General features: G+C 62.4%; 22 protein-coding genes. 11 read left to right on the forward strand and 11 right to left on the reverse strand.

Translation table 11 applies throughout. The features are described from left to right. The 4 genes from E5W87_RS08475 to dapD form a co-directional block, all read right to left on the reverse strand. Positions 1-1,067, reverse strand: a 1,067-nt coding sequence (locus E5W87_RS08475; RefSeq protein ID WP_292395862.1) for a diguanylate cyclase, incomplete at its 3' end; no start/stop codon positions are given. Positions 1,068-1,151: 84 nt separating this feature from the next. Continuing rightward, the gene (locus tag E5W87_RS08480) at positions 1,152-1,874 is read right to left on the reverse strand and encodes a hypothetical protein (RefSeq protein ID WP_292395865.1); all 723 of its coding nucleotides are present in this window, start codon (positions 1,872-1,874) and stop codon (positions 1,152-1,154) included. Positions 1,875-1,895: 21 nt separating this feature from the next. After that, positions 1,896-2,267 (reverse strand): DUF805 domain-containing protein, encoded by a 372-nt coding sequence (locus E5W87_RS08485; RefSeq protein WP_292395868.1) that lies wholly within the window; start codon positions 2,265-2,267, stop codon positions 1,896-1,898. Positions 2,268-2,294: 27 nt separating this feature from the next. Then, positions 2,295-3,149: a 2,3,4,5-tetrahydropyridine-2,6-dicarboxylate N-succinyltransferase gene (dapD, locus tag E5W87_RS08490; protein WP_292395871.1), complete on the reverse strand. Its 855-nt coding sequence runs from the start codon at positions 3,147-3,149 to the stop codon at positions 2,295-2,297. Between the two features lie 143 nt (positions 3,150-3,292). Here dapD and E5W87_RS08495 point away from each other — a divergent pair, with 143 nt between their 5' ends. Continuing rightward, the gene (locus tag E5W87_RS08495) at positions 3,293-4,132 is read left to right on the forward strand and encodes an LOG family protein (RefSeq protein ID WP_292395874.1); all 840 of its coding nucleotides are present in this window, start codon (positions 3,293-3,295) and stop codon (positions 4,130-4,132) included. Positions 4,133-4,187: 55 nt separating this feature from the next. On the opposite strand, the gene E5W87_RS08500 is transcribed toward E5W87_RS08495, so the two are convergent. Next, a complete protein-coding gene (locus E5W87_RS08500; protein WP_292395878.1) occupies positions 4,188-4,895 on the reverse strand; it encodes a pyrimidine 5'-nucleotidase in 708 nt (235 codons plus the stop codon). A 161-nt stretch (positions 4,896-5,056) separates the two neighbouring features. Here E5W87_RS08500 and E5W87_RS08505 point away from each other — a divergent pair, with 161 nt between their 5' ends. The 3 genes from E5W87_RS08505 (at position 5,057) to E5W87_RS08515 (ending at position 7,578) form a co-directional block, all read left to right on the forward strand. Then, positions 5,057-5,818, forward strand: a complete 762-nt coding sequence (locus E5W87_RS08505; RefSeq protein WP_292395881.1) for a GGDEF domain-containing protein — start codon at positions 5,057-5,059, stop codon at positions 5,816-5,818. Positions 5,819-5,986: 168 nt separating this feature from the next. Continuing rightward, entirely contained in the window at positions 5,987-6,142 is a 156-nt protein-coding gene (locus E5W87_RS08510) for a hypothetical protein (protein ID WP_292395884.1), read from the forward strand. After that, on the forward strand, positions 6,139-7,578 hold the full coding sequence (locus E5W87_RS08515; protein WP_292395887.1) for a GMC family oxidoreductase: 1,440 nt from the start codon (positions 6,139-6,141) through the stop codon (positions 7,576-7,578). Before E5W87_RS08510 ends, E5W87_RS08515 begins: the two co-directional genes overlap by 4 nt. Positions 7,579-7,676: 98 nt before the next feature. Here the strand turns inward: E5W87_RS08515 and phhA are convergent, their stop codons facing one another. Further along, entirely contained in the window at positions 7,677-8,513 is an 837-nt protein-coding gene (gene phhA, locus E5W87_RS08520) for a phenylalanine 4-monooxygenase (protein ID WP_292395889.1), read from the reverse strand. A gap of 138 nt (positions 8,514-8,651) precedes the next feature. On the opposite strand from phhA, the gene E5W87_RS08525 reads away from it, so the two are divergent. From E5W87_RS08525 to E5W87_RS08535, 3 genes are all read left to right on the forward strand, one after another. Beyond that, positions 8,652-9,128 carry an Lrp/AsnC family transcriptional regulator gene (locus tag E5W87_RS08525; RefSeq protein ID WP_292395892.1) on the forward strand — a complete coding sequence of 159 codons (477 nt, stop codon included), beginning with the start codon at positions 8,652-8,654 and terminating at the stop codon, positions 9,126-9,128. A gap of 119 nt (positions 9,129-9,247) precedes the next feature. After that, entirely contained in the window at positions 9,248-10,795 is a 1,548-nt protein-coding gene (bchE, locus tag E5W87_RS08530) for a magnesium-protoporphyrin IX monomethyl ester anaerobic oxidative cyclase (protein WP_292395895.1), read from the forward strand. Positions 10,796-11,019: 224 nt separating this feature from the next. Next, positions 11,020-11,415, forward strand: coding sequence for a RidA family protein (locus E5W87_RS08535; RefSeq protein ID WP_292395899.1), 396 nt, complete (start codon positions 11,020-11,022; stop codon positions 11,413-11,415). Between the two features lie 34 nt (positions 11,416-11,449). On the opposite strand, the gene argB is transcribed toward E5W87_RS08535, so the two are convergent. Beyond that, positions 11,450-12,343, reverse strand: coding sequence for an acetylglutamate kinase (gene argB / locus E5W87_RS08540; protein ID WP_292395902.1), 894 nt, complete (start codon positions 12,341-12,343; stop codon positions 11,450-11,452). Positions 12,344-12,443: 100 nt separating this feature from the next. After that, on the reverse strand, positions 12,444-13,940 hold the full coding sequence (locus tag E5W87_RS08545) for an amidase (protein ID WP_292395906.1): 1,497 nt from the start codon (positions 13,938-13,940) through the stop codon (positions 12,444-12,446). A gap of 130 nt (positions 13,941-14,070) precedes the next feature. Here E5W87_RS08545 and E5W87_RS08550 point away from each other — a divergent pair, with 130 nt between their 5' ends. The 4 genes from E5W87_RS08550 to msrB all read left to right on the forward strand — a co-directional run bounded on the left by E5W87_RS08550 (position 14,071) and on the right by msrB (position 16,792). Next, entirely contained in the window at positions 14,071-14,610 is a 540-nt protein-coding gene (locus tag E5W87_RS08550) for a sigma-70 family RNA polymerase sigma factor (protein ID WP_292395909.1), read from the forward strand. After that, the gene (locus E5W87_RS08555; RefSeq protein ID WP_292395948.1) at positions 14,607-15,305 is read left to right on the forward strand and encodes an anti-sigma factor; all 699 of its coding nucleotides are present in this window, start codon (positions 14,607-14,609) and stop codon (positions 15,303-15,305) included. Before E5W87_RS08550 ends, E5W87_RS08555 begins: the two co-directional genes overlap by 4 nt. A gap of 208 nt (positions 15,306-15,513) precedes the next feature. Further along, entirely contained in the window at positions 15,514-16,074 is a 561-nt protein-coding gene (locus E5W87_RS08560; protein ID WP_292395912.1) for a fasciclin domain-containing protein, read from the forward strand. A gap of 214 nt (positions 16,075-16,288) precedes the next feature. After that, positions 16,289-16,792, forward strand: a complete 504-nt coding sequence (gene msrB, locus E5W87_RS08565; RefSeq protein WP_292395915.1) for a peptide-methionine (R)-S-oxide reductase MsrB — start codon at positions 16,289-16,291, stop codon at positions 16,790-16,792. Positions 16,793-16,835: 43 nt separating this feature from the next. Here msrB and E5W87_RS08570 read toward each other — a convergent pair whose 3' ends face one another. The 3 genes from E5W87_RS08570 to E5W87_RS08580 all read right to left on the reverse strand — a co-directional run bounded on the left by E5W87_RS08570 (position 16,836) and on the right by E5W87_RS08580 (position 21,128). Beyond that, positions 16,836-18,113, reverse strand: coding sequence for an SDR family oxidoreductase (locus E5W87_RS08570; RefSeq protein ID WP_292395918.1), 1,278 nt, complete (start codon positions 18,111-18,113; stop codon positions 16,836-16,838). A 215-nt stretch (positions 18,114-18,328) separates the two neighbouring features. After that, positions 18,329-19,924 carry a DHA2 family efflux MFS transporter permease subunit gene (locus E5W87_RS08575; RefSeq protein WP_292395921.1) on the reverse strand — a complete coding sequence of 532 codons (1,596 nt, stop codon included), beginning with the start codon at positions 19,922-19,924 and terminating at the stop codon, positions 18,329-18,331. A gap of 22 nt (positions 19,925-19,946) precedes the next feature. After that, on the reverse strand, positions 19,947-21,128 hold the full coding sequence (locus E5W87_RS08580; protein WP_292395924.1) for an HlyD family secretion protein: 1,182 nt from the start codon (positions 21,126-21,128) through the stop codon (positions 19,947-19,949). Between the last annotated feature and the right edge of the window lie 61 nt (positions 21,129-21,189).

Consider the following 21,189-nt stretch of genomic DNA (forward strand, 5'->3'; position numbering starts at 1 on the left):
CCGTCGGCAGGCGCGAAGGCGCTCCCAATACTCAACCCGATTCGTATGGCGGTGCCCACGTCAAGGTCGAAAGGTATCGAAATCTTCTCAATGGCCCGCTTTGCCAAATAGGTGGCTTCGATCTCGGATGTGCCGGGCAGCAGGATGACGAATTCGTCACCTCCGATGCGAAAGACCACATCCCCCGCCCGGAAAGCGCGTTTTGATCGTTCGGCCACCTTGCGCAGCAGTATGTCGCCAATCGCGTGGCCGAAGCGGTCATTGACGTGTTTGAAGCCGTCGAGGTCCATGCTGAGAACGGCAAACGGCCTGCCGCCATTTGCCGCCGGCGCCGCAAGCTCGCTGCACATGTCGCGCAGTTTCTCCTGAAGGAAGATGCGGTTTGGCAGGCCGGTCAGCGCGTCCTTGATCGCCAGATCGCGATTGTCCAGTTCGGCGCGGATCATGCGGGCGTTGATCGCATGATTTTGAAGCAGCACGATGATGACGCCGGCCACATAGAACGGCATTTGAATTCCGACGATCGGCATTCCGGGAGCCGGAGAAAACAGCGCGCCAACCAGATAAGGCAGGCTTACGGCCAGCATGACGAATATGGCGAAGCGCGGGGTCGCAGCGTTGCGTGATGACACCACGCCGACGACGCCGGCGACGTTCAAGGCAGCCAGCACGGCGAGCGCCATGTGCCCGCCGGCGACACAGCCGTAGCAGCCGAGGCCGAAAATGACCGACCATAGGCCTCCGGCGGCCATGAGGGCCGCCAGCGGCCCCTTTCCCCCGCGCTTGCGGGCCTGCTCACATTCCCGCATCAGCAGGAAACGGACGGCAAACAGGATGAGGTCGGCCGCGATCCAGGCGTAAGGCCACCAGTCGCCGGTGACGACCGCGGCGCTGACTGCCAGCACCAGGACGCTGATGGTACCGAACAGGACAGCGAATTTGCGGTCGAAAGTGGTGTCGAGAAGCCGCGCGCGGACAGCTTCCGGCTCCGCTCTTATCGGCGAAGAAAACCAGGCGAAAAGCGGCGCGCCGGCGCTTCGCTTTCCGCGCGTTTCCGGGTTGGCCAAGCGTTTGTCGTGTGCCAGTCGAGTGCTCCGTGCCGGGCGACACAGTCTACACGGGCATGCTGGACCAAGGTGATTAAGATTAGCTTAGGTATCTGGATGTGCCGACCGCAAGGGAGCGTTGATCAGTGTGATCTTTTGCCAGATTTTCCGAGACAGGTTGGAGGCAAGGGTCTCGATGTCGTTGACGCCATCGACGAACACATTGTCGTTGACCGACTGGGCGAACAGCGCGGCGATCTTGCCGGTGATCGACAGCATTTCGGAGCAATAGTCGAGATAGCGGGCGAGATCGGCACGGTCGGTTATGCGTGCCGGTGAATGCGATGCCGGCTTGAAATCGGCTGAAAGCACTGCCGGATCCTTGGTCAGCTGATGCATGTCGATGACGTGGATCAGCGATCGCAAGCCGTGAAGCTTGCGAAACACCTGCTTGCGCTTGATACGCTCCTCGGTTCGGATCAACGCCAGGAAGCCGAGCGCCGCTAGGATGATCACGTTGATCGAGGATTCTATGCCCTGCACCGACTGGATGGCATCGTGGCTTGCCGAGACACGGCCGAGTGGCAGGATGGTGCCGACGAACAGGAACATCAGCGCGCCGGCGGCAATGGCGGCGATGATGACGCCACGCAGCCACCAGATCGGCGCTTCCAGCGCCTTCGCTTCCTTGGCCAGATCACGCGACAGCGACACAAGTTCAATGGCGACGCCATGCAAGCCTGCATCGGGAAAACGGTCGGCGACGCGTTTTTCCAGTTGCTCGGCGGTTTCGATGATCAGTTTCGAATCAAGCGTGCGGTAGCGCATGGCAAGAGACCCGATCGACGTTCAGGATTCGGCCGGTGCATTGGTGTGTTTGCCGTAGCGGTTGGGTCCGGGATCACTTTTGAAAAAGGCCAAAATGATAAGGAGGATGGCGCCGATGACGAGAGAGATCAATGCATAGTAGGTAGGCTTGCCGAAATCATGGAACCGCTTCGCCGTTAGCGCAAAGGTCGACCATGTCGAGACGACCACAGCGATCCACCAGGCGAGCGCCCAGTACTGGCTTGCGGCAGTGCCTAGCGGCGTCCGCGAGAACTGGTAGAGCAGAAAAAGCTGAACGAGGAGGGGCAAAAGACCGGCCAGAACGTAGGCACTGGGGTTCACTCGCCCGGAAAGGCTGAAGAAAAGCCATAGAAATCGAGGTCTGTCGAGCAATCGGGTGGGTCCGTTTTTTGCGAAGAATCAATCGCGAAGCAGTTCATTGATTGAGGTCTTGGAGCGGGTCCTGGCATCGACCCGCTTGACGATGACCGCACAGTAGAGGCTCGGACCGGGCTCGCCGCTGGGCAACGGCTTGCCGGGCAAAGAGCCGGCGACGACGACGGAATTGGCCGGCACTTCGCCGTAGAAGATCTCGCCGGTGGCGCGGTCAACGATCTTGGTCGACTGGCCGATGAAGACGCCCATGCCGAGCACCGAGCCCTCGCGCACGATGCAGCCTTCGACCACTTCTGAGCGTGCGCCGATGAAGCAATTATCCTCGATGATGGTGGGACCGGCCTGCATCGGCTCCAGCACGCCGCCGATGCCGACACCGCCCGACAGATGCACGTTCTTGCCGATCTGGGCGCAGGAGCCGACCGAAGCCCAGGTGTCGACCATGGTGCCGCTGTCGACATAGGCGCCGACATTGACGAAGGACGGCATCAGCACGGCACCTGGCGCGACATAGGCGGAGCGCCGCACGATCGACGACGGCACGGCGCGGAAACCCGCCTTCTCGAAATCGATGGCGCTCCAGCCGTCGAATTTCGACGGCACCTTGTCCCACCAGACGGCCTGACCGGGACCACCCTTGATGATCTCCATCGGGTTGAGCCGGAACGACAGCAGCACCGCTTTCTTCAGCCACTGATTGGCATGCCATTTGCCGTCGGCCTGGCGCTCGGCAACGCGGGCGACACCCCGGTCGAGCAGGTCGAGCGCCGATTGGATGGCGTCGCGCGTCGCGCCACGGGTTGCCGTCGAAATCGTGTCGCGTTCCTCGAAGGCTTCTTCGATGGTCTTTTCGAGGCTCGCCAGATCGGGCTTCGACATGAATTCGCTCCATTACCAAGCTGTTAAGGGGCCGCGCCTTAACCTGTTTTGAAAGTCGCCGGACCCTATGTGAAGGCTTGGTGAGGGTCAATCGCGGCTGCGTCACGGGACGGCGCAAGTGAATAATTGGACGGGTAGGTAATATGACTCCTATGGAAAAGGCGGGGTGGACGCCGCTGCCGCATTCGGACGAGGATCTGGAGCGGTCGAAAAGCGTGCCGGACACGCCGCAGACGCGCGCCGAGACCTACCGGTTGGCCTGGAACGATCCCGACTTCATGACACGGCGCGAGTTGCGCGCGGTCAGGCTACAGCTCGAACTGTTAAAGCCGGAGATGATCCTGGCCGAGCGCGGCATCCGCTCGACCGTCATTCTGTTCGGTGGCGCGCGCATCCCCGAGCCGGGCGGTGAGGCCTGGGCGGCCAAGAACGAGACGCAGAAGAAGAACCTTGAGAAAAACAGCAAATATTATGAGGAAGCGCGAAAATTCGCCCGCCTCTGCTCGCAGCAGTCGGCCACCTCGTATTATCGCGAATTCGTCGTGGTGACCGGCGGCGGACCCGGCGTCATGGAAGCCGGCAACCGCGGCGCCGACGATGTCGGCGCACCGTCGATCGGCCTCAACATCGTATTGCCGCACGAGCAGGCGCCGAATGCCTATGTGACGCCGGAACTCTGTTTCAACTTCCACTATTTTGCGGTCCGCAAGATGCATTTCGTCATGCGCGCCAAGGCTGTCGCGGTGTTTCCGGGCGGCTTCGGCACGATGGACGAATTCTTCGAGACGCTGACCCTGATCCAGACCGGCCGCATGGAGCGCGTGCCGGTGATCCTGTTCGGCAAGGCCTTCTGGAAGAGGGCGATCGACCTCGATTTCCTCGCCGAGCAAGGCACGATCACCCCGGGCGACCAGGACATCATCGATTTCGTCGACACCGCCGACGAGGCCTGGGGGATTGTCAGCCGCTTCTACAAGCTCTGAGACACCGCTGTGCACCCACAGGTCAAGCCCGAGGGCATGCTTTGGGCGACATGCATTAGGCTGCGACTTCGACGATGGCGGTGAGGAATTCGGCAAGGTCGTCGGTGACGAAATCCACATCGTCCTCGTTGGCCGGGTCACGTTCCCAGATTTCCGAGAAGGTCGGTTCGAAGTTGCGCGGCACGACCAGCACCGTGGTCATGCCCAGCGATTTCGGCACGGACAGGTTGCGGGCCAGATCCTCGAACATCACCGCATTGTGGCCGGTGACGGCGTGGAGTTCCGCAAACTTCTCGTAGGTCTGGCGCGCCGGCTTGGGGTTCAGCCCGGCAGCGACGATGTCGAAGATGGCGTCGAAATGGTCGAGGATGCCGAGTTGGCGCGCGGTGCGTTCGGCATGCCTGCGGTCGCCATTGGTGAAAATGAACTTGCGGCCGGGAAGCTGGCGGATGGCGGTGCCGAGAACGGGATCGGGAACCAGCCAGGAATAGTCGATGTCATGGACCTTCTCGAGAAAGTCGTCGGGATCGATGCCGTGGCGCGCCATCAGACCGTTCAGCGTCGTGCCGTATTCCCGGTAGAGTTCCTTCTGCAGCTTGCGGGCATCGTCGCGCGGCAGCGTCAGCAGTTCTCCGACATAGGCGGTCATCTTCACGTCGATCTGCGAGAACAGGTTCGAATGGTGCGGATAGAGCGTGTTGTCGAGATCGAATACCCAGTCGGTGACATGGGCAAAGCGGGCAGGATCCGGGAGCGTGGTCATGCAATCCTTATGGCACGAAACGATGCTTTTGGCAGAGGCTTTATCCACAACTTATGCGGGTCGCGATTGGCGAAAATGACGCCATGATTCAAATTTTAGACATCGCAGAAAGGTGGCATTCAGGGCTTGCTGGCACACAGACGGTCCAGGGGGAGCAAGCGATGAGCCGCATATTACTGAAGTCTGCCGCCGTCGCTTTTGCCTCCCTCGCGGTCTCGCTTTTGTTGACGCTGATCGTCGTCCCGGCAATGGGCTTTCCGCTCAACCGCACGATGTGGCTGACGTCCACGGTCTGCCCGCTCGCTCTTGCCTGGATCGCTAGCGCTTATACATTCTGGCAGGGAGAGAGGTTGAAAAGCGCCCATCGCGATATCGCCCGCGCTCATGCCCAGCTCGCCGCCGCGCATCGGCGCCTGTCGGAAAAGGCGAGCCGCGACGACATGACCGGCATGCTCAACCGTGAGAGCTTCTTTGCGACGCTCGACGCCTCCCGGCGCAAATCCGATCGCGGTGCGTTGCTGGTCATCGATGCCGATCACTTCAAGGTCATCAACGACAGCTACGGCCATCTGATCGGCGACGACGCGCTGCTGCTCATCGCAAGCGCGATCGAGCGCGGCGTGCGCAGCGGCGACGTGATCGGCCGCATCGGCGGCGAGGAATTCGGCGCGTTCCTGGTCGGTGCCACCGAACAGGAAGCCAAAAGCGTCGCCGAGCGCATTCGCCGTGAAGTCGAACTGATCCGTTTCTGTCCCGTCGACGAGCGGATCATACCCCTCACCGTCAGCATCGGTGGCGTCACCTGCGGCGAGAATGCCGCCGTATCGGACCTGATGCGTGCCGCCGACCGGCGCCTCTACCAGGCCAAGCACCGCGGTCGCAATCTGACCATCCTGGACACGGACATTTCCGAAGCGGCTTGAGCGATCCCGCTTGTTAAGAAAAGCGTAGACAGTTTTCACTCAGCCGGGCCGTTTACGCGGCTTAAGCAAGTGTGCGGCTAGGTTTGGCACGGAATTGGCTTCTCTTGGCGAGCATGTGCCGTTCTGGGAACGGCATGCGTGGACAAAGGCCCCATCGAGAGACGTGTCATGAGTTTCTTCACCAGGAAAATGTCGCGCCGCACGATCATGCAGGCGCTGATCGCGTTGCCGGCCCTATCGCTGTTCCGCAAGCTGCCCGCTGCCGATCCGGACGCGATCGTCGAGATCAATGGTTGGATCCTCAAAAGGAGCGATCTGGCGTGATCTTCGACAGCTACGAGGCATTTCGCGCGGTGAATTTCACCGCCAAGGTCTGCATTCTCGGCTCAGGGCCAACCGGCACCACGATCGCAAGGAAGCTTGGCGCGGCCGGCATTCCGGTCGTGGTGCTGGAGGCCGGCTCCCGTGAGTTCAGCGATGATTCGCAGGATTTCTACCGCGGCGTCACGGTCGGCGATCCCTATTTCGATCTCGACATTACCCGGCTGCGCTTCATGGGCGGCAGCTCCAATCATTGGGCCGGCTGGTGCCGCGTGCTCGACAGCCAAGATTTCGAGCCAAAGGCCTGGGCGCCGGATACCGGCTGGCCAATCAGCCGCGCCGATATCGAGCCCTACCTGTCTGAAGTCCATGATATCCTAGAACTGCCCGATTTCCGGCCGGATGTGCCGATCTCGGACGACATTCGCTGGGTGCAACTGATCAAAAGCCCGGCAGTGCGCTTCGGCGAAAAATTCGCCGACGAGCTCGACAAGAGCAGGAACGTCGCCGTGGTGCTCAACACCTATGCCACCGAGCTTGCCGGCGACGGCAGACGAGTGACCAGCGCCAAATTGTGGTCGAACGGCCAGGACGCCGGCTCTTTCACCGCCGACTATTTCATCGCCTGTACCGGCGGCTTGGAAAACTCGCGGCTGCTTCTGTGGTCGAACCAGCGCTCGAATGGCGGCGTGGTGCCAAAGGCGACGGCGCTCGGCCGCTACTGGATGGAGCATCCGACCTTCGAGGGCGGCAATGCCATCCTCGCCGACTATAGCGCGTTCGAGGTCGACGCCACCAACGAGGCCTTTTTCTCCCCGACACTGGCGGCCATGGAGCGCCTTGAGATCATGAACTTCGGCATCAGGCTGATCGAGACGCCGTACCCCGGCGTCAAACGCATCATCGCCGACCTCGCCTGCACGGCGCCCGAGATGGCCGAATGGGTGTCCTACCAGCTCAGCCAGGACCTGCGCTGCGCCGCCCAGCTATATGTCGCCTGGGAACAGGCGCCGCTGGCCTCGAACCAGGTCCAGTTGTCGAAAGCCGATGTCGACCATGCCGGCGTGCCGCGCATCGAGCTGCACTGGAAAAAGTCGGAGCTGGAGCGCCGCACGCTCCTTGAGGGCCTGAGGCTGTTCGGGACGACGCTGGTCCAGAAGGATCTCGGCCGGGTGCGCATCGCCGACTGGCTCACCAATGGCGGGGACTATCCGACGAACGAAGAACTGGCCGGCCACCACCATATGGGCGGCACCCGTATGGGCACGGATGTGACCAAGAGCGTGGTCGACGCCAACTCAAAGGTGCATGGCATGGACAATCTCTATGTCGGCGGCTCCTCGGTGTTCTGCACGTCCGGCGAATGCAACCCGACGACGACGATCGTCGCATTGGCCTGCCGGCTGGGCGATCACCTCAGCAAGGTCATCGGCGTATAGAAGGCGGGCTCAGTCGGCCGGTCGAGGGATCGTCGTCGCAGTCCACCGCCAGCAGCGCCCGCGCCGGTCGGCTGCGAGCGTCCGAGCCTGCCCAGCGTTTAAAGTTTCGCCGGGTCGAGCGGCGGCTTGCCCTTGTGGCGTCCGACGATCGCTGCCATCTCGGCGACGTTCTGGAATCCATCGCGCAAAACGTCGAAGGACGGCAGCACGAAATAGGCGCGCTGGAACTTGTCGATCTCGTAGCTGGTGCGCATCACTGTTTCCAGATCGAAGGGGACATGGTGCGCGTCCTTGCTTTCAATCGCGAATTGAAGTTCCGCAAAGGACGACATCAGCCCGGCGCCGAACGCCTTCAGCGGTTGGCCGGCTTCCTGTATCAACCCGTATTCGACGGTGTACCAGTAAAGGCGGCTGATCATCTCGTCGCCGCCAAGCGCGATCAGGTCCTCCGCCTTCTCGCCATACATCTGCATGAAATCGGCAAAGACCGGCTGCGTCAGTGCCGGCACGTGGCCGAAGAAGTCGTGGAACATGTCCGGCTCAACGATGTAGTCGAGCTCTTGTTTCGTCCGCAGCCAGTTGGTCACCGGGAAGCGCCGGTTGGCGAGGTGGACGAAGAAGGCTGGTCCGGGAATGAGGCCCGGCACGGCGACGATTTCCCAACCGGTAAGCTTGCGCAGCTTTTCGCTGACTGCACCGAAATCCGGAATCTTGTCGAGCAGGCCCAGCGTGGCGACGCCGTCGAGATAGGACCGGTGCGCCAGCTTTTTGGTCAGCTTCGTCTGGCGGTCGCACAATGTGCGCCACACCGCCTGCTCGTCGGCGGTGTAATCGTAGCTCTGCTCCACGGTGAAATCGGAACGGCAGACCGAATAGTCGCCGCGAAGGCCTTGCGCCGCGCATTCGCGGGCGTAGTCGGCAACATTGATCGTCATGGCTGTTCTCCCTGGAAATCACGACTAACCTCATCATAAAAATCTAGCCGGATCCGGTGAGGTAAATCCGCTTTGATGATGGCTCGAACGCGTGATTTGAGGTAAAAGGCACGCCAGCTAAGCTGTAGGAGAGTGAAAGTGCCTCAGTTTGACGATTTTGAGATCAAGATGCTCGATATCTTGCAACGTGACGGACGCAAGCCTGTGTCCGAACTGGCCCAGGAGATCGGCCTGTCGACGACGCCATGCGCGCGCCGCTTCGAGGCTCTTCAGAGCGCCGGCATCATCAAGGGCTTTGCCGCTGTGCTCAGCCGCCGCGCCGTCGGCCTGCTGGTCGAGGTGTTCATTCAGGTGCGCCTCGTAACCCACAGCGACGGTTCGCCCGAAAACTTTATCGCTGCCGTGCAGCGCATGGACGAGGTGTCGTCGTGCTGGACGATGACCGGCGACTACGATTTCCTGCTGCATGTGATGGTGCCGTCGGTCGATGAGCTCAACGCCTTCGTCATGCACCGGCTGATGCGGCTCGACGGCGTGCGCGACGTCCACACGCAGCTTGTGCTGCAGAACATCAAGGGGCCGGGCCACGTGCCGCTTGGGCACCTCAGGCGATGAGTCTGTATCTCGGCATCTGCATTTCTGCGGAAAAGCTGCACGGAAACTGCTGAACCGGGCCGGCTGCAGGCCCAGATCGACGACCAGGATGACCGGACCGCCATTGCAAAAGGTCCTTCATGAAAATCGTCCTGATCAATTCGCCGCATACCGCCATCGGCAGCCGCGTGCCCGACGACCATTTGCCGCCGCTCGGCCTGCTCGCATTGGGTGGCCCGCTGCTCGATGCCGGCCATGAGGTGCGGCTCGTCGATGCCGAGTTCGGGCCGATGCCGCTTGCCGCAGCCGTGCAAGATGCCTTGAGCGATCATCCCGATTGCATTCTGATCGGCCATTCCGGTTCGACATCGGCGCATCCGACAGCCCTAGAGATCGCACGACTGGTCAAGCACATCGACCCGGCGACGATGGTGATCTATGGCGGCGTGTTCCCCACCTATCACTGGCGCGACATCCTTGCCGAAACGAACGTCTTCGACTTCATCGTGCGCGGCGAAGGCGAAGCGACCATCGTCGCGTTGGTTGAGGCGCTGGAAAGGCGCTGGCCGCTATCTGACGTGGCGGGTATCGCCTTTCGCGACGATATGCGCCGTCCCTTTGCCACAAAGCCGGCAAGCACGATCGCCGACCTCGATGAATACCGCATCGGCTGGGACCTGATCGATATCAGTCGTTACAGTTATTGGGGCGGCAAGCGCGCGGTGGTCATGCAGTTTTCCCGAGGCTGCCCGCATCTGTGCAATTATTGTGGCCAGCGCGGTTTCTGGACGCGATGGCGGCATCGCGACCCGGTGAAGTTCGCGCAAGAGATCGCTTGGCTGCACCGCGAGCATGGCGTCGAGTTGATCAACCTTGCTGACGAGAACCCGACCTCGTCCAAAAAAGCCAGGCGCGCCTTTCTCGACGCGATGATCGCCGAGAACGTGCCGGTCCTGATCGTCGGCTCGACCCGCGCCGATGACATTGTTCGTGATGCCGACAGCCTGCATCTCTACCGCAAGGCGGGCGTCATCCGTTGGCTGCTCGGCATGGAAAACACCGACGAGAAGACGCTTGCGTTTATCCGAAAGGGCGGCAGCACCTCGTCCGACCGCGAGGCGATCCGGCTGCTGCGCCTCAATGGCATACTGTCGATGGTGACCTGGGTCGCCGGTTTCGAGGACGAGCGCTTTCGCGATCTCTGGCGCGGCTTCCGCCAGCTCATCGCCTATGATCCGGACCAGATCCAGGCGCTCTATGTGACGCCGCACCGCTGGACGCCGTTCTTCAGGATGGCCAGGGACCGCAAGGTGATCCAGCTGGACGCCCGCCTGTGGGACTACAAACATCAGGTGCTGCAGATGACCCGGCTGAAGCCGTGGATGCTGTTCTTCAGCGTCAAGCTGATCGAACTGGCGGTGCAGTCGCGGCCCAAGGCCCTGGCGCGCATCCTGTTCCACAAGGACCCGGAACAGCGCCACTCGATGCGCTGGTATACGCAGATGGGCCGCCGCGTCTGGTTCCGCGAGGTCTGGGGCTTTCTCGCCCGCGACCGCCGTCTGAAGGACGGTCCGACACTTGCCGAATTCTGGGGCGCACCGCAGGACGAGGAAGAGGAATCGATGGTGGTCGGGCACCCGGCGCGCAAGCTGCCACCGCCTGGGATCACGAGTTCGCCGAGCGCCTGACCAGCTCTGGGCAATCTCCTGAAAACATACGCAACGTATGCGTATTGACATACGGAACGTATGTACCCACTTCGGGGAGACGGGCGGTATGTCAACGACCGCCCGGAAACTGGAGCGCAGCGATCCAAAACCCTGAAGCCTTGCGAGCGGCTCTCACCCCTCTCGGCGAAGCCACATCGCGATCGTCGGGAGGTCCGGCCTGCCTGTTTGAATGGAGTGAAACAATGACCAAACGCGATGCGATCTTTCCTGCCGGTCGGCAGGCCCTCTACGAGATCAACCGCTATTCGGCGGCGATCCGCTCGGGCGACTTTCTGTTCGTCTCGGGCCAAGTCGGCAGCCGTGAGGACGGGTCGCCCGAGCCGGTCTTTGCAAAGCAGGTCCAGCTTGCCTTCGACAATCTCGCGGCAGTGTTGAAGGCCGCCGGCTGCACCTTCGACGACATCGTTGACGTCACCACTTTCCACACCGATCCGGCCACACAGTGGGAGGCGATCAACGCCGTTCGGCTGAAGGCGATCGGTGAACCGCCCTACCCGAACTGGACCGCGGTGGGCGTGAACTGGCTGGCGGGCTTCGATTTTGAAATAAAAGTCATCGCGCGCCTTCCTCAGCCCTGATCGACTGCGGCGAGCGACCAAGGGCCGCTGCCGCCTATGGCACGATCAGCGTGCCGGCGCCGTGTTCGGTAAACAGTTCGAGCAGCACCGAATGCGGCGTCTTGCCGTTGAGGATGACGACGCCTTCGACGCCGCGCTCGATTGCCTCGATGCAGGTCTCGACCTTGGGGATCATGCCGCCCGATACTGTGCCGTCCTTGATTAGGGCCTTTGCCTCGGTCACGGTCAGCTCGTCGATCAGCTTCTTGTTCCTGTCGAGCACGCCGGGCACGTCGGTGAGAAACAAAAGGCGTGTCGCCTGGCAGGCGCCGGCAATCGCGCCGGCAAAGGTGTCGGCATTGATGTTGTAGGTGTGGCCGTCGCGGCCCGGCGCCACCGGCGCCAGCACCGGGATCATTTCGGACCGCGCCAGAAGGTCGAGCAGCGTGCGGTCGACCTCGACCGGCTCGCCGACGAAGCCGAGATCGAGCACGCGCTCGATATTGGAGTCCGGGTCGATCATGGTCTTGCGCGCCTTTTCGGCGAAAACCATGTTGCCGTCCTTGCCGCACAGGCCGATCGCCCATTCGCCCTCGGCATTGATCAGCGCGACGATCTCCTTGTTGATCGAGCCGGCCAGCACCATCTCGACGATCTCGACCGTCTTCTGGTCGGTGACGCGCAATCCGCCCTCGAATTTCGATTCGATGCCCATCTTGCTCAGCATGGCGCCGATCTGTGGCCCGCCGCCATGGACGACGATCGGATTGACGCCGGATTGTTTGAGCAGCGCGATGTCGCGGGCGAAGGCCTTGCCGAGCGCAATATCGCCCATGGCATGGCCGCCATATTTCACTACCACCGTCTTGTTCTCGTAGCGCTGCATGTAAGGCAGCGCCCTCGAAAGCAGCGCGGCCTGCATTTCGGCGGTGGCGGCGACGTCCGTCATCGGCATTGTTCCCAGCTTGAAATGATCGGCGGCGTCTTAGCGGGAATTGCGGCGGGCCGCAAACGGCTTTGCTATCACATCAGGTGAAATCGGCCCGCTTCTATGTTGGCATTCGCAGCGGCGCCCGCCGCGCCTGCCATCCCGAAATCTTTTCCATCTGCGCGGCCAGGGACAGCAAGGTCTCTTCGTCGCCGGGGCGGCCGGCGGCTTGGATGCCGAGCGGCAGGCCGGCATCGGTGACATGGACAGGCAGCGCGATCGACGGCTGGCCGCTGACGTTCTGGATCGCCGGCCAGTGGGTGAACCACAGGCTCTTGTCCATCAACTGGCCGAACAGCGGCTTGAATTTCAGCAGCCGGGCGAGGCGCAGCCTGTCGAGCACGTCCTCTATGAACGCATCTGCGCCTTTCGGGTCCATGGCGCCGCAGGCGAGCGGCGGACGGGCGATAACAGGCATCAGCACCGCATCGTATTGCGCGGTCTCGGTGATCAGCCGGCGCGACACGGCATGCAGCCGCTGCAGGCTGGCATAGATCTCGCCGGCCGAGACGATCTCGCCGAAGCGGCTCATCAGACGCGTGGCGCGCTCGACGTCGCCCGAGACGGAGCGCCCGACGCGCAAGGTTTCAGCGCGCATCGTACCGGCCACCGCCGCGGCGACGATCTTGCAGAAATCGGCCATGAAATCACGATCGATATAGGGCAGGTCGATCTCCGCGACCGTGTGGCCGCCTTCGCGCGCCAACGCCACGGCCGTGTCCAGCGCCGTCAGCGTCTCGGCCGATATCGGCAGGCCGAGCGGCGATTTCCGGTAGACGGCAAGTTTCAGTCTGCCGGGGTCGCGCGCCGCTGCGGCAGTAAAGCTGCCTTTCGGCGCCGGCGCCGCATAGGGCGACAGCGGATCGGGGCCATGGGTCAGGTCGAGCAGCAAGGCCGAATCCCGGACCGAGCGGGCAAGCGCGTGGTCGACGACCAGGCCGTACCAGCTTTCGGTGACGAGCGGCGACAGCGGCACGCGGCCGCGCGAGGTTTTCAGCCCGACCAGCCCTGTGCAGGCGGCGGGAACGCGGATCGAGCCGCCGCCATCCGAAGCATGTGCCACCGGTACGACGCCGGCCGCGACCAGCGCCGCCGCACCTCCAGACGAGCCGCCGCTGGTATGCGCCGTATTCCATGGATTGCGGGTGATGCCGAAAGCGGTGGATTCGGTCATCAGCCTCAGCCCATGTTCGGGCGAAGTGCTGGTAGCGATCGGGACAAGGCCGGCGGCCAGATGGCGTTCGGTCATCACCGAGTCGAAATCGGCAACGAAAGCCGGAATGCGGCTGCCCCCATGCGTCGGCACGCCCTTCATGGCGATGCCGAGATCCTTCAGTGCAAAGGGCACGCCGGCCAGCGGCAGCTTGCGGTCGATGGTTTTCGCGCGCGCCCGCGCCGCCTCGTAAAGCGGCTCGGCGATGGCGTTGATGTTCGGGCGGGTGGCCTCGGCCCGCGCAATCGCCGCATCGACGAGCTCGTGCGGTGTGATCTCGCCCTTGCGCACCAGGCTGGCAAGCCCGGTTGCGTCGTGCTCCCACAAGACCCGTTCAACCGACATTGCCGCTCTCCCCGCTATGAGAAGGCTAGCGGTTGCGGATTTTCTTGGCAATCGAAGTCCACGACGCTCCCGGTGCACAAGAACGCTTCCGCCGTTGCAAATACATTGCAATTGCCTAATTTGGCAGCCGATGACGCCGCAGGACATCAGCAACCTGATCGTTCGGACTTCGATGAAGGACCGGGCTGCGTTTGATCTGCTCTACCGGCAGACCAGCGCGAAACTTTTCGGCGTCTGCCTTCGTGTATTGAAGGACCGGGGAGAGGCAGAAGAGGCGCTGCAGGAGGTCTTCGTCAAGATATGGACGAAGGCGGACCGTTTCGCCGTCTCGGAGCTAAGCCCGATTTCCTGGCTGGTGGCCATTGCGCGCAATCATGCGATCGATCGCATCAGGGCGCGGCGAGAGCCTGCCGCCTATATCGATGCTGCGCTCGAGGTGGCCGATCCGGCGCCGGGACCAGAGGCTGCGGCTGTTGCGGGCGGTGAATCCGAGCGCATCTATCGCTGTCTCGACGAATTGGAAAAGGACCGGGCGGCGGCCGTCCGGGGCGCCTATCTGGACGGCGAAAGCTATGCCGAACTGGCCGCACGCCATGACGTGCCGCTGAACACGATGCGGACCTGGCTGCGACGCAGCCTGTTGAAGCTCAGAGAGTGTCTGGAAAGATGACGCCGGCAGAGGAAAACGGACCGGAACCTGGGGGCGACGATCTGTTCGCCGCCGAATATGTCCTTGGCGTGCTGGCCGCGGACGAACGCGAGATTGCGTCACGTCGCATCGACGCGGACGCCGCGTTCGCGCGCCTTGTCGATGCCTGGGAGGCGCATCTTTCGCCGATCGCAGGCGCCTATCCGGAGACAGAGCCTCCGATCAGGGTCAAGGAGGCAATAGATGGCCGGCTGTTCGTAGCAGAGCCTCGCGCCGGCCTCTGGTCGAGCCTTGCATTCTGGCGCGGTCTTGCCGCAGTTTCTGTCGCGGCACTGGCGATCGCCATCGCCGTGCCCTATCTCAATCCGCCGGTCGAACAGCCGCGGCTTGTCGCCTCACTGGCTGCCGACGGCAGCGACGTCAGATATCTTGCCGTCTATGACGCCGCCCATCGCGAGGTCGGCCTGTCGCATGTCTCCGGCGAGCGTGCCGCCGGCAAGGATTTCGAACTGTGGATGATCGAGGGCAAGAACCCGCCGGTCTCGATGGGCGTCATCCCGGCCGGTCAGACCGCTCATATGACCATCTCGCCGGCCGTTCAGGAAAAGCTTGCGCAGGGCGCCGTGCTTGCGGTCAGCCTCGAGCCGGCAAGCGGTTCGCCGACCGGTCAGCCGACCGGCCCCGTGGTCGCTGCAGGCGATTTGAAGAGCATCTGATCGCCCCTGTCTTTTCATTTTTTTGGAGAAGATTTAAATCTATCCCCCATGGCTGAGTGAGCTCATGAGCATACGACCGAGAAGAGCTCTGCTCTGAATCGTCATGATGAAAAATAAAATTTTTCTGAACGACGAAACTCACGCATTCATCTCCCGTATCTCCTTGCGCCCCCAAAGAGGGGAAAGATAAACTGAGGAGATTGAAATCATGCGTAAATTCGCCACCCTTTTGCTTGCCGGAACGGTCGCTGTCTCTGCGCTCGCCACCGCCGCCGCCTATGCCCAGAATCCGATGGTCGGCGGCGCCGCCATGTATGCCACCAAGAACATCGTTGAGAACGCCGTCAATTCGAAAGATCACACGACGCTGGTCGCGGCCGTCAAGGCCGGTGGTCTCGTCGATACGCTGCAGAGTGCCGGCCCCTTCACCGTGTTCGCGCCAACCAACGAGGCCTTTTCAGCCCTTCCGGCCGGCACGGTCGACACGCTGCTCAAGCCCGAAAACAAAGACAAGCTGGTCAAAATCCTGACCTGCCACGTCATCGCTGCCAAGGCGCTGGCTGCCGACGTGACGAAGATGGTCATGGACGATGGCGGCGCGCACAAGGCCAAGACGGCCGGTGGTTGCGAGCTGACGCTCAAGACCGATGGCGGCAAGGTCACGGTGACCGACGAGAACGGCAATGTCGCCAATGTGACGATCGCCGATGTCGAGCAGTCGAACGGCGTCATCCACGTCATCGACAAGGTTCTTCTGCCGAAGATGTAACGAAGGGCCGGCTGCCAGCGAATATGGGAGAGGCTCCATGCCGATAGCGCGGGTTCCGCTCCCGTGACCCGCGCGATCGACAAGCGTATACTCCGCATCGTCCGCTGCAAGCGTGGGGCCGGTGCGGAGTCTCCGTTTCAGGAACCAACCGTCACCGGCTTTTGATTTCCGTATGACGGTCGAATTTGGCAGACGGATAACAGGAGAAATGATCATGAACCGTCGCGATCTTCTTTTGAGCGGTGCGGCTGCCATTGGGGTGGCCGCAGGTGCCGCAGCGCTGTTGCGCATGGGCAGACCGCAGGATGCGGGGGCGGCCGAAACCTTCGAGGTCACCAAGACCGAGGCCGAGTGGCGCGCCTCGCTGTCTGACGCGGCTTTCAATGTGCTGCGCAAGGAAGGTACCGAATATCCGGGCACCAGCCCGCTGCTCAACGAGCACCGCAAGGGCATCTTCGCCTGTGCCGGCTGCGACCTGCCGCTCTATTCGTCGGAGACGAAATTCGATTCCGGCACCGGCTGGCCGAGCTTCTGGCAGGAGCTTCCCAATGCCGTCGGCAAGACCGTGGACAGGTCCCTGGGCATGACCCGCACCGAGGTCCATTGCCGCCGCTGCGGCGGTCATCTCGGCCATGTCTTCGACGACGGCCCACCGCCGACCGGCCTGCGCCACTGCATCAATGGCGTTGCCCTGACTTTCAAGCCGGCCACGGCCTGACGGCTTGAATCGAGCGCGCCCGCCGTCAGCGTTCATCCAGCCATCAGCGTTCATCCAGAATGGCGAGGGCTGCGAGCGTCAGCAGCATCGACGGCACCACCTTGACGAGGGGACCCAGCGGATCGAGCCAAAGCGCAGGTTCGGTGAACGTTGCGGCAAGCAGATAGACCAGCGTCAGGAAAAGCATGCCGATCAGCGCGCGTCTTGCCCAGGGTCGGAAAAGAACCGCAAGCCCGAGCATGATGTCGGCGAGACATGTCGCGATCACCATGATGCCTGCAAGACGATCGGGCAGAAAGGCGAGATGGCTTTGCGCCGCCTCGAATGTGAAGAACGGCGCGAGGCCGGAAATCAGCCAGAAAAGCGCCAGGATGATAATGATTGGCGACTTCAGCAGATAGAGGCGGGCGAACCAGAGATCCTGGACGCCCGAAGGGACGGCGGCGAGCGCCTCGGCCGTCGACGACAGGCGCGGACAGTGGTCCAGTGGTCGCCGGTTTTCAATACCACCTGACATGACTGCCATGGCGGTAGAGCGGAGCGGCGAACGCCAACCAAGCCTGCCGGCCATGTCGGCGAACCATGTCACCGGCCGAGCGACCGCCGACGGCATGGAAATCACCGGCGCCGCAGGAAGGCCGAGCCAGCTGCGATGCAACAGGACGAGTTCTCTGAGCGTGAGCCTTTCATCGCTGCCGAGGGCGACATCGGATCCGGCTGGCAGCGTGCCCTGGATGGCCGCGCTGACGCCGCTGGCGACATCGTCGAGCGCGACTGTCGTAACGAAGCTTTCCGCGTAGACTAGCGGAATGATCATGGGGAAAGCTGCGAGAGCCCTTAGCAATGCCGATCCGCCATGCGCGTTGCGGCCGAGCACAAGCGCCGGACGCAGAATGACATGGCGTACGCCACTTGCGGCGAGAGCCGTGTCCGCTCGCCTTTTGGTGCTGAGAAAAGGAATATCGCGGTCGGCGGTTTCCGTTTCCGCCGATATCTGAATGATCAGCAGGTTCCGGTCGCGCGCCGCCTCATAGAGGGCGAGCATCGCCCGTTCCTGAGTGGCACTCAGATCGTCCGAGAGCCCATCCTGAAGCGCGCCGGCGCAATTGACGACAACCTGCTGCTCATCCAGCACGTGCTGCCAGCTGACGCTCTGCGTCATGCCGGCGAGATCGGCCTTCAGCCAGCGAACACACGGCATCTTCAACGAGGCACGCGCGATATTACGCCCAAGCCCCGTGACCTGATGGCCTTCGTCCGCGAGTTTCCTTGCAACGGCGGAGCCGATGAAACCGGTCGCGCCGAGAATCAGGATGTTCATCCCGGAACTTTAGCCGAAACCAGCCAATGCATGTCGCCCAAAAGTGTGCAGCGGTTTTGGGGAACGACATGCATAGATCAAAAACCTAAAGCGCGGGCGCGCGGTTCCCATCACGCTCGACGCGCCTACTGCCTTTTGAGGATTTTGCGCATGACCCCAAAAATTGCTTTTCGGGGTCATGCGCGAGGATGCCGGGCGGGGGGTCCCGGTGCTCCTCAGTGTCCGCCACCACCACCGCCACCGGCCGCGGCAGGTTTGCGGATGAACAGGGTGAAGAGTCCCAGCGTGGCGAACAACACGGTCAGCATGAAGAACACGTCCATGAAAGACAGCAGCGACGCCTGCTGCTGGACCATGCCGGACAGTTTGGAGATCGCCGCCTTGGAGGCGTCGAGCCCGGCAGTCTGCTCGAAGTTGAGCGTCATGTTTTGCAGCTTCTCCTGCGCCGCTGCGCTGCCCCATTGCACGTGCTCGGAGAGCCTGGCGTAGTGGAAGGCATTGCGGTCGATCAGCACCGTGTTGATGACGGCAAGGCCAACCGCGCCGCCGAGATTGCGGGTCAGGTTGAACAGGCCCGACGCGTTCTTCAACCGCTCGGGCGGCAAGGTGCCGAGCGCGATGTTGTTGATCGGCACCATGCACAGCATCATCGAACAGCCGCGCAGGATCTGCGGGATAAGCAGTTCATAAAAATCCCAGTCGGCGGTGAGATGCGTCATCCACCAGGTCCCCGTGGCGAAGCCGAAGAAGCCGATCATCATCATCAGACGCGGATCCATCTTGTTCGACAGGATGCCGGAAATGGGGGCGGTGAAGAACATGGCCAGGCCGCTGACGAACAGCGCCTCGCCGATCATCATCGAATCGTAGCCGCGGATGCGTCCGAGGAACACGGGATAAAGATAGGTCAGGCCATAGAGGCCGATGCCGACGACGAAGGAGAACAGCGAGCCGAAGGCGAAATTGATGTTGCTGAATGCCTTGAGATCGACGATCGGTTCCTCGGCGGTGAAGACGCGCCAGAAGAACAGCACCGCGCCGATGGTCATGATGATGGCGCAGATGAACACCGCCTGATCCTGCAGCCAGTCATTGTTGGGACCTTCCTCCAGCACATATTCCATGCAGCCCAGGAAGGCCGCCATGCCGGCAAGGCCCCACCAGTCGAACTTGCTGAACAGCTTGAGATTGGGCTTGTCGAAGTCGATCAGCGACCAGGCGGCTGTCGTCACCAGAATGCCAGGCACGACGTTGACGAGGAACAGCCAATGCCAGGACATGGCGTGACTGATGTAGCCGCCGACAGTCGGTCCGATGGTCGGCGCCAGCGTCGCCACCAGGCCGATCATTGGCGAAACGATGGCGCGGCGCGACGGTGGGAAGATGGTGAAGGCGGCTGCGAAGACGCTCGGGATCATGCCCCCGCCGATGAAGCCCTGCACGGCGCGGTAGACGATCATCTGGTCGATATTGGTTGCGGTCGCCGCCAGCGCGCTGGCCGCTGTAAAGCCTGCCGCCGAGATCGTGAACAGCACCCGCGTCGACAGCATTCGGCTGAGAAAACCCGACAGCGGGATCATGACCACCTCGGCGATCAGATAGGCGGTCTGCACCCACGGGATTTCGTCGGAGCTGGCGCTCAAGCCCGCCTGGATCTCGGCCAGCGAGGCCGAGACGATCTGGATGTCCAGGATCGCCATGAACATGCCGAACACCATCGCCAGGAAAGCGATGACGCGCCGTGTGGAAATGGTGTCAGGCGTAGCCGGCCTCGCCGGCGGCGATCCTGCCGTCACGGTTGCGGTTGCCATGGCATTACTCCCAAGCGGCCGCTCAGTTCGACGCGGCCGGCGCTGTGCGGCTGTCGACGGCGGCGACGACGCTGAGGCCGGCGCGCAGCTTGCCTGTCTTCAGCACATCCGCCGGCACGTCGATGCGAACCGGGACACGCTGCACGACCTTGGTGAAGTTGCCGGTGGCGTTTTCCGGCGGCAGCAGCGAGAACACCGCACCAGAGGCCGGTGCCAGCGACGACACCGTGCCTTCAAAGTCATGACCGTCGATAGCATCGACCGAAATCCTGACCTTTTCGCCAGGCACCAGCCGGGCAAGCTGGGTTTCCTTGAAATTGGCGACGATATAGAGCTTGTCCATCGGCACGATAACGGCGAGCTTCTGTCCGGGGCTGATCAGGTCGCCTTGCTCGACCGAGCGGTTGCCGACCACACCGTCATAGGGCGCACGCAGCACGGTGAAGGACAGGTCCCGCGCGGCCTTGTCCCGGGCAAGCTGCAGCGACGCCAGTGTGCTTGCTGTCTCCGCGCGCTGCGCCTGAAGCACACCGATATTGGCCTGCGCCGCCGCGATCTGGGCGTCGGCGCTTATAAGGGCGGCGTTGGCCTGCTCGACCGCGGTCTGGGCATCATCCAGTTGAGCTTGGGTGCCGACACGTGTCTTGAGCAATTGGGCCGCGCGCATTTGAGATCGCGCCGCATTGTCGGCTGCTGCCCGGTCGGCGGTCTTCTGCGCCCGCGCCTGCTCGAGCGATGCGCGCGCCGCGTCGGTCTGGGCGTCGATGCGGTCGAGCGTCTTGCTCAAGGTGGCGATCTGCGCCTCGGCCTGGGCGACCGCTATTTTGTAGTCGCCATTGTCGACGACCAGCAGCGGGTCGCCGGCCTTGACCTGCTGGTTCTCGGTCACCTTGACCTGATCGACATAGCCGGAAATTTTTGGCGAGATGAATGCCATGTCGGCCTGGACATAGGCATCGTCGGTTGAGATCATGAAACGCCCGTCGGTCCAGTAATCGTAGCCGTACCAGGCGCCGGCGCCGAGCAGCCCGAGCCCGATGATGGGCAGCAGAAGCGAGCGCACCGAACGCTTCTTCTTTGCCGGCGTCTCGGCCGGAGGGCTGATTGCGGGCTGGACAGGCACTTCCGGCGCTTCGGTCGCCGGAGCGACCTTGGCATTGGGGAATGGGCGGACTTCGGCGGTGACGGGCGCGTTCGACGACATGATATCTCTCAATCCGAGTCTATGCAGGAAACCTATTACACTGAACCGTTCGGTTCGATAC

Origin of the sequence: Mesorhizobium sp., from assembly GCF_004962925.1 — a bacterium.
In the GTDB taxonomy this organism is placed as follows: Bacteria; Pseudomonadota; Alphaproteobacteria; order Rhizobiales; family Rhizobiaceae; genus Mesorhizobium.